Origin of the sequence: Rhodococcus sp. 852002-51564_SCH6189132-a (genome assembly GCF_001665495.1) — a bacterium.
In the GTDB taxonomy this organism is placed as follows: Bacteria; Actinomycetota; Actinomycetes; order Mycobacteriales; family Mycobacteriaceae; genus Rhodococcus; species Rhodococcus pyridinivorans.
Genome location: NZ_LZMJ01000024.1, coordinates 1 through 13,142, shown reverse-complemented (window position 1 = coordinate 13,142; position 13,142 = coordinate 1). Strand labels below are relative to the sequence as shown.

Genomic DNA, 13,142 nt, shown 5'->3' with positions numbered 1-13,142 from the left:
GATTCGGGTGGGTTCGGCGTCGCTGAGTGGGATCGGATCCACCCGGATCCGTTCACAGGCCGAGTTGGGTGACCGCGTTGCCGACGAGACCGGCGTGGTGGCGGCTGTACAGCGCGACCATCCGTTCGTCCGCGTGCCCGGTCTGCGTCATGATCGTCTGTGTGGTCGCGCCGCCGCGCACCGCCTGGGTGACGAACCCGGCCCGCAGGCTGTGCCCGCCCAGGGTGGCGACGAGGTCGTCGCTGAATCCGGCGCGGCGGGCGCGGCGCTGGATCATCGAGTGCACGGACTGCCCCGACAGCGCGGTCGTCCCCACCGCGCCGCTGTGGTGCACCGGCCGGAACAGGGGCCGGTCGCCGTCCTGCGGGCGCCCGGCCGCCAGACCACGGCAGCAGTGCTCGGCCGGGTCGGCGATGGTGGTACCGAGCATGTCGACGACGGCCTCGCGTCCGGACTCGTCCCAGGCGTCGAGCACCTCCCGCCAGCGTCGATAGGCGCACACCGGACAGGTGTGCGGAGCGGACCCGTACGGCAGGGTGACCGTGCGGCCGCGCGCACTGCGGTCGGTCTTGGACCGGCGGACTGTCACGTAGAGTCCGTCGGCTCTGTGCGGGACGACGTCGGAGACGACGAGACCGGTGAGCTCCGAGCGGCGCAGCGCCCCGGCCAATCCCATGAGCAGCAGCGCCGCGTCGCGACGTTCGGCGACGCGTTCGGCCCACCCGCCGTCGGCCGCCTCGACGCGCATCGCGGTGAGGATGGTGCGGATGTCGTCGGTGAGCAGCGGGGTCCGGCGCGCCGGCGGGGTGGCCCGATCGCGTCGGATGCCTCGCAGCAGGTCCCGGACCGATTCGTGCCCACCGGGTTTCGGTAGGCCCGCCAGGGCGTGCATCTTGTTGATGGTCGACACCCAGCGCGACAGCGTCGACGGCGCGTACGCCCAGCGTCCATCGGGGCGCACTTCGGCGGCCTTCTCGGTGAGGAACCAGCTCAGTTGCTCGGCGGTGGCCGGCATCGGACTGTGCCCGGTGCGTTCGCACCAGCGGGTGAAGATCGTCCAGTCGCCGATCTGGGCGGCGCGGGTGTTCTCCGAAGTCGCCTTCTCCCGCAGCCGCCGCATCGCGGTGGCGACCGTGTCCGGGACCGCGGGCCCCTCGGGACGGGGCAGATCCGGGCTGGTCACGGCGTGTTGATCCTCTGGACACGCAGGTCGCGGGCGAGATGATCGCGCTGTTCAATGACCAGGCGCCGCAGCGCGGCCGGGGCATCGGTGTGGGCCTCGAGCCAGGTGTCGACGGGTTCGAGGCTGTCGGCCGCGGGAAACAATCCGACGACGATGCGGCGGGCGATCTCGATGCTGCGGCTCGTCCACGTCTCACAGAGCACCGCGAAGTAATCGGTGTCGTAGGCGGAGATCAGGTCGCGGCGCTCCCCGGCGCGGAACCCGGCGATGGTCGCGTCGAGGTGGTCGTTGGTGAGGGTGTGGTCGGCGAGGATCGTCGCCCACGCGTGCGCCTTGACCTCGGCGCGCGGGCGAGAAGCGAGCGCGCGCAGGTGCGCGGTGCGTCCCGAGGCGGTGTCGTCGTTGCGCAGTTCCTCGTCGAGGTCGGCCTCGTCGGCGTCGCCGGTCGTGGTCAGCGCTGCCCACCAGCTCCATCGCAGGTCGGGGTCGAGGCGCAGGCCCTCCGGCGGTGCGAGGTTGCCGCACAGGATCGCTCGCAGGTCGGCGGCGTGCCGGTCGTCCACGCTCGCCGCGACACCGAGCGCGCGGGCGAATGCCAGCTGGGCGTCGCTGCCGGGTGCGACACCGTGCATTCCGTCCCAGACCGCGTCGAGCCAGCGACGCCGCGCATCGGTGCGCGCCGAGTCCGGCACATAGTGTTCGACGGCCTGGGCCGCGTTGGCAAGCACCGCGGTGAGCAGCGCGATGTCCGCCTCGTACGGGGCGAACCCGGCGGCCATCGACAGATAGCGGTCGACGGCGAGTTCCCCGTCGCGGGTCGCGTTCCACAGCGCCGACCACAGCAGTCCGCGCGCGAGCGGTTCGCGGACGCGGTCCAGGGAGGACTCGACCGTGTCGAGCGACCGCGTGTCGAGGCGAACCTTGGCGTAGGTGAGGTCGTCGTCGTTGAGCAGCACCAGCGCCGCCTCGGGCAGGTCGACGGGGGTGCGTTCGTCGGCGAGGTCGACCTCGACGCGGTGGGTGCGGACGAGGTCGCCGGAGTCGTCGGAGTCGTAGCAGCCGACGGCGAGGCGATGCGGGCGCGGATCGCCCTGCACGATCTCGTACCCGGTCCCGGACTCCTCGAGATGCAGGGTTGATACGCCGGTGGTCTGCAGCCACGCCTGCGCCCACGACGTCAGGTCGCGGCCGGAGGTGCTCGACAGTTCGACGAGCAGATCGTCGAGGGCGGTGTTGCCGAAGGCGTGCTTGCGGAAGTACCGGCGGGCACCTTCGAAGAAGGCGTCGCGGCCGACATAGGCCACGAGCTGCTTGAGCACGCTCGCGCCCTTGGCGTAGGTGATGCCGTCGAAGTTCAGCTTCGCGGCCTCGAGGTCGACGATGTCGGCGACGATCGGATGCGTCGTGGGCAGCTGGTCCTGCAGATACGCCCAGGCCTTGCGGCGGTTCGCGAAGGCCACCCACGCGTCGGTGAACTTGGTGGCCTCGGCGCTGGTGAAGGCGCCCATGAAATCGGCGAACGACTCCTTCAGCCACAGGTCGTCCCACCACTTCATGGTCACCAGATCGCCGAACCACATGTGGGCCATCTCGTGGAGGATCGTGTTCGCGCGACCCTGATGCTGGGCGGCGGTGGCGGCACCGCGGAAAACGTACGCCTCGGTGAAGGTGACGCAGCCGGGGTTCTCCATCGCACCGAGGTTGTATTCGGGCACGAACACCTGGTCGTACTTGCCGAACGGATACGGATAGTCGAAGTGCTCGGCGTAGAAGTCCATGCCCTGCCGGGTGACCTCGACGATCTCGTCGGCGTCGAGATGCTCGGCGAGCGACGCGCGGCACAGCACTCCCAGCGGCACCGTCAGCTCGTCGCGGCTCCACGACGCGTCGACCCGGTGGTACGGGCCGGCGACGATCGCGGTGATGTAGGTGGAGATCGGCTGGGTCGGCGCGAACGTCACGGTCTGGGTGTCGTCGCGCTGCACCGTGCGCTCGGCGGCCTCGTTCGAGAGCACCTGCCAGCGGCGCGGGGCGGTGACCACGAAGGTGAACGGCGCCTTGAGATCCGGCTGTTCGAAGCATGCGAACACGCGACGGGCGTCGGCCGGTTCGTACTGGGTGTAGAGATAGGTTTCGCTGTCGACGGGGTCGACGAAGCGGTGCAGCCCCTCCCCCGACCGGCTGTACCGGCCGGTCGCGACGACGGTGACGACGTTGATCTCCTTCAGACCACCGATGGTGATCCGCGCGCCGTCGTAGACGACGGGCACGAGCTCACCGTTGATCGTCACCGACTCGACGGAGTCGCCGATGAAATCGAGCCAGGCCTCGTCGGTGGAGGCGGTGAATTCGAGCGTCGTGACCGTGGGGAATCCGGTGCGTCGGGCGTCGACGGCACCCCGCAGGTCGAGTTCGACGCGGTAGGAGTGCACGTCGAGTGCGCGGGCGCGCGCGGCGGTTTCGGCACGGGTCAGATTCGCGGAGCTCACGAGTCCCGATCCTGCCATCACGCGCCCGGACCCGGCGGTATTAGCTTGAATCCACCGATGCCCCCGGCGGGTAGCGGCGTGTCGAAATAAAGAAAACGCCCCCTGAACTGGGATGATTGATGTTCTTCATGCACAAACCAGTCCAGTTCAAAGAAAGGCACTTCCAGTGCAAGTGTCCCACACGTTCAACGCCGAGTCCGCACTGTTCGACGACGACAACATCGTGTCGTACGGCGGCCTGATACCGGTGATGACCTTGGCGCAGCTGACAGGCCTGTCCGACCTGCTGACCGAGAAGATCACGATCACCACCTCGAAAGTCAAATCCGGGGCAGCGAACCCCGCTCCGAAACTGACCACCCTGATCGCCGGAATGTGCGCCGGCGCGGACAGTATCGACGACGTCGACGTGCTGCGCTCCGGTGGCATGACCACCTTGTTCGACCGGGTATACGCACCATCGACCATCGGAGCATTGCTGCGCCAGTTCACCTTCGGACACGCCCGCCAACTCGAATCGATGCTGCGCGCACATCTGGCCGCACTGGCGAACAGGGTCGAACTGCTGCCCGGACGTGCGCGCCAGATCTATCTCGACATCGATTCGCTGCTCCGTCCGGTCTACTGACACGCCATACAGGGCGCGAACTACGGGCACACCAAGATCGCCGGCAAGCAACTACTCCGCAAAGGTCTGTCCCCACTGGCCGCGGTACTGAGCACCGACGACTGTGCCCCGGTGATCGCCGGGATGCGGCTGCGCTCCGGCAAGACCGGATCCGGCAAGGGTGCCGGGCACATGATCGCCGGAGCGATCGCCACCGCCCGCTCCGTCGGCGCAGCAGCACAGATCCTGGTACGCGGCGACTCGGCATACGGCACCCGCAAAGTCGTCCGTGCCTGCCTACGCGCCGGCGCCGAGTTTTCACTGGTGATGACGAAGAATTCGGCGATCACGAAGGCGATCGCCACGATCGATGAGAACGCATGGACGCCGGTGCAGTACCCGAATGCGGTCCGTGACCCGGGCACCGGAGCATGGATCTCCGACGCTGAGGTCGCCGAAATTCCGTACACCGCGTTCGCCTTCACGAAGGACCGGACCACCGCCCGACTGGTGGTGCGCCGCGTCAAAGACGCCCGCTACCTCGACGCTCCGGAGCCGGTGTGGCGGCATCACCCGTTCTTCACCAACTCGGTCCTGCCGACGGTGGAGGCAGACCTCGTCCACCGCAAACACGCGATCATCGAAACAGTGTTCGCTGACTTGATCGACGGTCCACTCGCCCACATCCCGTCCGGGTCGTTCGGGACGAATTCCGCGTGGGTGCTCTGTGCTGCGATCGCCCACAACCTACTGCGCGCCACCGGCATCCTCGCAGGTGGGCGGTACGGCCGTGCCCGCGGAGCGACGCTGCGGCGGCGGAGCGACGCTGTCCCAGCTCGTCTGGCTCGGCCGCAACGCCGACCGGTCCTGCATTTGCCCAGTTACTGGCCGTACGCATCGCGATGGTTGCAGTGTGGCACAACACGATCGGATATACGCCTTTGGTGGCTGCCTGAACCCGTCCATCTCCGACGCTGTCGGCTGACCTCGGTCGCAGTGGAAAAGCTGGGTAGACCAGTGGGTACCGCATGCCCGCAGTCGCTGTCATGCACGCCGGTCAGCCGCGTGCCCGCTTCACCAGCGAGTCGGTGGATTCAGGCTAAGAGCAATACCGTTCAGTTAGGGGGGTTTGCGTTACGATGAGGTGTGCCTCGGAGTGGATGGGTGAAGCCGGTCTCGGATCGGCGGTTGTCGGATGTGGTGTCGGTGGGGTTGTTGACCAGGGCGTTTCCCGCGTCCTTGGTCGATGAGGTGATCGCGGAATGCGGTCGCAGGGAGCAGCGCAGTCGGTCGTTGACCGCTCGCGTGACGGCGTACTTCTCGATCGGGATGGCATTGAATTCGCAAGGCTCCTACGAGGAGGTCTTCGAGCAGCTCACCGACGGTTTGTCGTGGTCGTCGGGATGGTCGCAGTCCTGGTCGCCGCCGACCAAATCGGCGATCTTCCAGGCCCGGTCCCGTCTGGGATACGAACCGGTGCGGGAGCTGTTCCGCCGTGTCGCGCGACCGCTCGCCGACGCGGAGACACCCGGATCCTGGCTGGCGGGGCGCCGGTTGGTGGCCCTCGACGGGACCTGCCTCGACCTTCCCGATACCCCGGCCAACGCCGAGCATTTCGGGCGGCCGGCATCGAGCCGGGGCGAGCAGTCCGCGTTCCCGCAGGCGCGGCTGGTGGCCCTCGCCGAATGCGGCACCCACGCGGTATTCGACGCCGCGATCGGATCGTGTCGCACCTCCGAGCGGGAGCTGTCGCACGATCTGATGGACACCCTCGCACCGGGGATGCTGCTGCTCGCCGACCGGGGAATCTACGGATTCGACATGTGGACCCGCGCCGCCGCTACCGGCGCCGACCTGCTGTGGAGGGTCAAATCGACGCTCTCGCCCCGCCATGTCGAGACCCTCGACGACGGATCCTGGCTGGCACAGATCATCCCCACCTCCGGAAAGAATCGGCAGCAGCGAACACCGCTGACGGTGCGCGTCATCGACTACACCCTCGACGACGGCCGGGAGAACCCCGAGCAGTACCGGCTGCTGACCACGATCCTCGACCCCTCCGACGCCACCGCGGAAGAACTCGCCCTCGCCTACGCCCAACGCTGGGAAATCGAGAACACCTTCGACGAACTGAAAACCCACCAACGCGGACCACGAGCGGTCCTGCGGTCGAAATCCCCACCACTGGTCCTGCAGGAAATCTGGGGGCACCTGTGCTGCCACTACGCCATCCGCACCCTGATGCGCGACGCCGCGACCGCCGGCGGTCACGACCCGGACCGGATGTCCTTCGTCGCGGCCCTGCGGATAACCCGACGATCCCTGTCCCACAGCTCTTTTTCCCCCTCATAACCACCAGGCCGCCACCCGACTGTGGGATCAGGGCATCACCAAACTCCTGCGCCGTATCAACCCGGTACGCCGACACCGCGCCAACCCCCGCGTCGTCAAACGCAAGGTCCTCAAATGGGCCGCGAAACGCGCGCACCACCAACACCATCCACAACCCACCCAGTCACCGATATGCACCATAGTGAGTCACTAACTTAACGGTATTGAGGCTAAGAGCATGTCTCATTTGGTCAGTGTCTTGAAGGAGGTCAACGCGGCAGCGAGTTGGAGAAGGGAAGCGAGGTTCTCACCGTGACGTTCGTAGCGCATCGTCAGCCGGCGATAGCCGCTCAGCCACGCCAGGGTGCGTTCGATCTTCCACGGTAACGGCCGAGGCGCTCGCTGCTGTCGACGCCGCGGCGGGCGATGCATGGGACGATGCCCCGTGCCCGCAGCCTCCGGCGGTGTACGGGATAGTCGTAACCCTTGTCCGCCCGCACCCGGCCGGGCCGGCGACGACACGGACCACGACGCGAACGCACCGCCGGAATCGCAGCAACCATCGGCTGCAACATGACACTGTCATGGGTGTTCGCCGAGGTCACCGCCGTGACTAGGGGAATGCCATCGGCGTCGGAGAGGATGTGGATCTTCGAGCCGTTCCTACCTCGATCGACCGGGCTGGGACCGGTCAGAGAGCCCCCTTTTCGCCCGGACGTGCGCTGCCTCCAGGATCGCGGCGGACCAGCCCAAGTCCCCGCCGGCGCCGAGCCGATCGAGGACCCGGCGGTGCAGCTCGTCGAACACCCCAGCCTTGGCCCAGGTCGTGAACCGTCTATGCGCGGTCGGAACACTGACTCCGAATGACGGTGGCAGGTGCCGCCAGGCACAGCCGCTGGTAAGCACGTAGACGATAGCGGTGAACACCGCCCGATCATCGAGTGCCGCCCGGCCGCCGCCCTGCGGCCGCGCCCGGAAGCCAGGCAGCAACGGTTCGACGATCTCCCACAACGCATCTGGTACCAGCCGGGAAGACAACGCATCGACCACGACGGTGCATTATGCCGCACAAACGATCTAGTCCATAAGAGACATGCTCTAACTGAACGGTATTGCGGCTAGGCCGCTGGTGGCCCAGTGGGTGTGTAGAGGCGATTAATGGTGAGGGCGGCAGCGAGTAGGCGGGAGTTGCTTGGTTCGCCGGGGTCGATTCCGGTGAGGTCGCCGACCCTGCGCAGCCGGTAGCTGAGGGTATTGGGATGGACGTGCAGATGTGCGGAGGCGCTTTTGCGGTCGGCTCCGAAACGCAGGTGCGCTTCGAGTGCTTCGAGCAGATGCGGTGCCCCCAGCAGCGGCACGATACGGGCCGCGAGCCGGTCGCGGGCCGCACCGGGCCGGGTGAGCTGGTACTCGAGCAGCAGGTCATCGAGGCAATACGCGCCGGGGGGTCGGCCCAGGGTGCGTGCGAGGGTGGCGAGTTCGGTGACCTCAGCCGCGGCGTCGGGTAGCTGCGTGCGCGGCACCGCGACCGATTCGGCGAGATAGATTACCGCACTGAGCTTCTCGGTGAGTATTGAGCTCAGGGAGTCGGTGCGCAGCCCATGCCCGGGGTCGGTGTGCACCGGGATCAGCGCGACTCCGGTGGAGCCGTCGAAGGAGACCAGCGCGGTGCCGTTGCTGAGTGTGTCCAGGGTGTGGTGCAGAATTCGGATCCGTCGCCGTGCCAGCAGGTCTGCGGTCGCGGTGCTCGGGTCTTCGGGTCGGGCGTGGATGGCCAGCACGGTGTAGGAGTCGGTCAGCGGGGTGTCGGCGCGGGCGGCGAGCGCTTCGACGGGTCGCCCGCGTAGCAGGGCCGAGCACAGTTCGCGGCGGGCTTCTCGGTCGGCGTTGTGGATGGACTGGCCGACCTCGGTGTAAGTCTCGGTCACGATGATGGTGATGTTCTTGAGCAGGTCGAGCAGCCCGGATCCGATCGCCACCAGTTGGTCGATCTCCTCGGGTGCGGCGAGGGTGGCGGCCTCGGCGAGCACCGACTGGGCCGAGTTGTGGATGGCTTCGATCAGGCTCGCCAAGGGGAACCGGTCCTCGGCGTGACGTTCGGCGACCGGGGCCACGAAGTCGGCGACTTCGGCGCGGGTCAGGGCGCGGCCCTCGCTGATGGCTTGCAGGACCGCTCGTCCGCAGGCGTAGATGGAGGGCAGTACCTCGGGGCGGAAATGTCCGTCGGGTAGATCTGCCGCTGGTGGTGTGGCCCCCAGTCCATCGGCGAGTATCCGTTCAGCTATCTGCGGCCATCGGGGCAGCAGACGAGTGAGCAGCAGGGTGTCGGTGGCGAACGGCGGTGGAGCGGAGGACATGCAGCGATTGTGGCCCGCGACATCGAAAAGGGACACCCCGGCGAACGATCAGCGAGATGGTTTGTCTCCATCGACAAGAACCGCTTGCAGTAGTTCGTTCGTGCGTGCAGTGACGGCATCGGCCACCCGGTACAAACTCACTGTACCGCCAAAGCGCAGCGGCTTTGATCACGCAACAGCCGCGCTATGCGCCGAGCCACATGACCTGGTGTGGCGCTGCGAGGAGTAGATGGGAAGTACACATAAATGCTTGCAACGAGGCGACACTTGCGCTGGACGGTCTGCGCCGCGATCATTTCGTGCGTAGCGCTGGCGCAGAGTCCCGGAGTGGGAACCGCCGATACGGCGCCCTCGGCAGAAGCCGAGCTGGCGGCCTTCGCCGACACCCTCTCCGAGGGTCTTGCCCCGGCCCCCGACGGCCGCCAACCCAAGGCGATTGTCGATTCGGGCAGCGGATCGAGCAGTGGCTCCGGTAGCGGCTCGGGGTGGGGCAGCAGCACCGCTGCGGCCCCCGTCGGGCAGGGCCCGGAGCTGAGCGCGCCGCTGGCGGCCTTCGCCCACGGGCTGCTCAACCCCGATGTCGCCCCGGCCGGGGCCAACAAGTGGGACTGCAAACCCAGTCCTGAGCATCCGCGACCGGTAGTGCTGCTGCACGGCACCTGGCTCAACGCCTTCGACACCTTCTCTTTCCTGTCCCCGCAACTGGCCAGGGCCGGTTACTGCGTCTACGCGCTGAACTTCGGCAAGTCCGGTCTCGTGCAGGGCGGTGGAGTCGGGGCGATGCTGCCCGGCCGCTACGGTGTCGGGCCGATGGAGGAGTCCTCACTACAGGTCGCCGAATTCGTCGACCGTGTACGCACCGCGACCGGGGTGGACAAGGTCGACATCGTCGGGCACTCCCAAGGCGGCACCGTGGCCAACCACTACCTGAAATTCAACGGCGGCGCCGAAAGGGTCTCCAAACTCGTCACCTTCGGCGCCACCCACCACGGCACCACGCTGATGGGCATCGCCACCCTTGGCCGGACCATCAACAACCTCGGGGTCAACATCCTCGGGTTCGTCGAACCTATCGCGGGCATGTCGAATATCCAGCAGGCCGTCGGCTCGCCGTTCTACGCCACCCTCAATGCGGGCGGCGACACCGTGCCCGGGGTGGACTACACCGCGGTGGCCTCGCGCTGGGACGAGGTCACCAACCCCTACGACTGGGCATTCCTGCGCGCCGGCACCGGAGCCACCGTGCAGAACATCACCTTGCAAGAAGGGTGTGAACAGGACCTGTCCGACCACCTCACCATGATGTACTCGCCGCGCTCGGCGAGCATCGCTCTGAACGCCCTGGACCCGGCCGCCGCGACAGCGCCGGTGTGCACCTTCAACCCGTGGCTGATCGGCGGTGGCGGCAAACTATGACCACCAGCGTGACCGCGGGTTTGTGCGCGGCCGCACAGACCGAGAACATCGTGCGGCAACTGCTCGAGCGGATCCGCCGTCACAGCGGGCCGGGGGATCCGCTCCGCGAGGAGATCAACGCCGTCGTGGCCGGATGCCTGGACCTGGTGGCCGGCGAGGCGATGGCCCCGAGCGCCAGGATGGAACGCATCCACCGCGCCGCAGCGCGGTGGGCCGGAGTCGGGGTGCCAATCGAGACCGTGCACCGGCTCGTGCGCGAAGGCTTCCGACTCCACCTGGACACCCACCTCGACGATCGCCAATCACCGCCGCTGCGGCGCAATCAGATCGATCGGCTGATAGGGGCACAGAACGCGGTGAACGCGACCATGGCCAGAGCGTATCTGGAAGTTGCGCCAAGCACCGGCCCCGCACAGCAGCGGGAAGTGGCGCGTGCTCTGTTCGGTGGCCGCCATCCTGACCGGGTATCGCTGGAACACGGTGTGCCCCTCACACAGTGCAATACCGTCCTGGCGGTCGCGGCCACCGACGCGCGCGGTGCCCGGGCGATGGGCGCGTTTGCAGGAGTTGCCCGCGAGACAGTGCGGTTATCAAGTGCCGGCCTTGCTCAGCGAGTTCGGTGGCACAATCTTGGTCCCGGGCACGATCGCGGACGCCGAGGAGGGGCTGTGCACGTTCCTGACTCGGGTGCCACTGACCGCGTCGGTGGTCCGGGCCGACCCCCGCGGCGATACCCGCCGTCGCGGAGACCTCGCACGACCTGCTCGATGTGGCTCGCTGGGTTTATGGCAGCCCCGGGCTCTACCCGTTCGAGGATCTGGCCCTGGAATACCAGCTCACCCGGCCGGGCCCGACCCGTGACAGCCTGGCCGCCCTGCTGGACCCGAGCCCGAGCACCCGGAACTCTTGCAGACTCTGCGTGTACACATCAGCACCGATCTCAATCGTCGACTCAGCGCGCGGGCCATGTGCGTCCACGCGAACACCGTGGACTACCGGCTACGCCGGATCGGCACGCTGACCGGGCTGAACTGCACTCGTGCGACCGGGGTGTGGCGCTTGCGTGCGGCCCTGATCGCACGCAACTCTCCACCCCAGTCCTCGATGGCGCAGTGTTCGAACCACAACGCGCTGCGAGCAGCGATAACACTGCCCTCCGGAGTTGAGGCCCCCAGTGCCCGGCCAATGCCGACGTCGAGCCTGCCCCGCGGGTGCAAACGAAACGATCGAATTATGTTGAAAGACAATTTTTTCTCACCACCAGTTCTTGCTAGGTTTGGGGTGTGCATACGGTCGATCGGCCGACTATCCCCTTTGCTGTATCGGTACCCCGACATATGGGCGCGCGAAAGGACCACCAGGATGAGCTCGCCCAGCGTTTCCGATGCTGCGCCCCCGACGCTCACCGACCATCCCGCCGCCCGAGCGACCCGCCCGGAAAACGACGAGTTCTACTGCCCACCCCCCGATCTTGCGGCCCGACCGCCGGGCGCGATCCTGCGCACACGCGTCACCGAGATCGCCTTGTTCGGTGTCATCGCTCAGCGGTTCCCTGCCTGGCAACTGCTCTACCGCACCAGCGATCTGCACGGGACCCCCGAAGTCGCCGTCACCACGGTGCTGCTACCGGCCGACGCCGAGGCCATAGCCCGCCCGCTGGTGTCGTTTCAATGCGCGATCGACGGTGTCGGGTCGAACTGCTTCCCCTCCTACGCCCTACGCCGGGGCGCGCGAGCGCTCGGCGCGATTCCGCAACTGGAACTACCGGTCATCGCCGAAGCCCTGGCCCGAGGCTGGGCGGTCTCGATCCCCGATCACGGAGGCATGGGCGGGCATTTCGGGGTCGCGCGCGAACCCGGCTATCGCGCCCTCGACGCCGCCCGCGCGGCACTGGCCTTCGAACCACTGGGCTTGACACCCACCACCGAGGTCGGCCTGTGGGGCTATTCCGGCGGAGGGCTGGCGACCGCGTGGGCGGCAGAAGTCGCCGCACACTATGCTCCCGACCTCAATATCGTCGGCGCGGTCGCGGGCTCGCCCGTCGGTGATCCCGGGGCCACCTTCGTCCGGCTCAACGGCTCACTGCTGTCCGGGTTCTCCACGGTCTGCGTCGCGGCATTGCAGCGCGCCTACCCAGAACTCGAGCAACTACTGGCCAAGCACGCCAAACCCGAATTCCATACCCTCCTCGCCGACGCCGCCTCACGCACCACATTGGCACTGTTGTCACGATTTGCGGGCAAAAACCTGGACCGCTACAGCGAGTCCAGCTTCGCCGACCTGCTGAACCTGCCCGAGATGCGCGCCATCCTCGACGACATCCGTCCCGGGCTGCACGCGCCCTCGATGCCGGTCCTGGTCATTCAAGGTGTCAACGACGAACTGATCGCCGTCCAGGACGTGGACCGCCACGTCGAGCGATACCGGCGCGCCGGCGCACACGTGCGCTACGTCCGCGATCGTCTGAGTACGCACCTCGCCCTGCTCTACCTCGGCACCCCGATGACGATGGCTTGGCTGGCCGATCGATTCGGGGGTAACCCTCTGCCGCCCAGCACCACCACGACGGTGTGGTCGCTCACCTGGCGCGGATGCGATGTCGCGGCCCACCTACGATTCGCCGCAGTGTTCGTCCGGATGCTGTGCAGCAGGACTATCTCCCAACGTCACAAGTAGGAAGGCGGGACTGCTGCACGATCAGGTGACAGGTTCGGTCACGCAGCCTGAGTGGCTGGTGTGGTCATGATGGTCTCGTATTC

The 13,142-nt window shown here is 67.3% G+C and carries 6 protein-coding genes and 3 pseudogenes; 5 read left to right on the top strand and 4 right to left on the bottom strand.

Annotated elements, in window-relative coordinates:
* Positions 1-52: 52 nt before the first annotated feature.
* Positions 53-1,183, bottom strand: a complete 1,131-nt coding sequence (locus tag A5767_RS04750) for a tyrosine-type recombinase/integrase (RefSeq protein ID WP_064851799.1) — start codon at positions 1,181-1,183, stop codon at positions 53-55.
* Positions 1,180-3,672 carry an aminopeptidase N gene (gene pepN / locus A5767_RS04745; RefSeq protein WP_064851834.1) on the bottom strand — a complete coding sequence of 831 codons (2,493 nt, stop codon included), beginning with the start codon at positions 3,670-3,672 and terminating at the stop codon, positions 1,180-1,182. The genes A5767_RS04750 and pepN overlap by 4 nt, the downstream gene beginning before the upstream one ends.
* Positions 3,673-3,838: 166 nt before the next feature.
* Between pepN and A5767_RS04740 the strand changes: the two are divergent.
* Positions 3,839-5,235, top strand: a pseudogene (locus A5767_RS04740) (IS1380 family transposase).
* Positions 5,236-5,425: 190 nt separating this feature from the next.
* A complete protein-coding gene (locus A5767_RS04735) occupies positions 5,426-6,631 on the top strand; it encodes an IS4 family transposase (protein WP_064851798.1) in 1,206 nt (401 codons plus the stop codon).
* Between the two features lie 222 nt (positions 6,632-6,853).
* On the opposite strand, the pseudogene A5767_RS22450 reads toward A5767_RS04735, so the two are convergent.
* Positions 6,854-7,660, bottom strand: a pseudogene (locus A5767_RS22450) (IS5 family transposase).
* 68 nt (positions 7,661-7,728) lie between these two features.
* Positions 7,729-8,967 (bottom strand): PucR family transcriptional regulator, encoded by a 1,239-nt coding sequence (locus tag A5767_RS04720; protein ID WP_064851796.1) that lies wholly within the window; start codon positions 8,965-8,967, stop codon positions 7,729-7,731.
* A gap of 327 nt (positions 8,968-9,294) precedes the next feature.
* Here A5767_RS04720 and A5767_RS04715 point away from each other — a divergent pair, with 327 nt between their 5' ends.
* The 3 genes and pseudogenes from A5767_RS04715 (at position 9,295) to A5767_RS04710 (ending at position 13,059) form a co-directional block, all read left to right on the top strand.
* Positions 9,295-10,383 (top strand): esterase/lipase family protein, encoded by a 1,089-nt coding sequence (locus A5767_RS04715; protein WP_231913120.1) that lies wholly within the window; start codon positions 9,295-9,297, stop codon positions 10,381-10,383.
* 906 nt (positions 10,384-11,289) lie between these two features.
* A pseudogene (locus A5767_RS24115) lies at positions 11,290-11,448 on the top strand (helix-turn-helix domain-containing protein); the annotation flags it as partial.
* A gap of 297 nt (positions 11,449-11,745) precedes the next feature.
* A complete protein-coding gene (locus A5767_RS04710; RefSeq protein WP_024102492.1) occupies positions 11,746-13,059 on the top strand; it encodes a lipase family protein in 1,314 nt (437 codons plus the stop codon).
* Positions 13,060-13,142 lie beyond the last annotated feature (83 nt).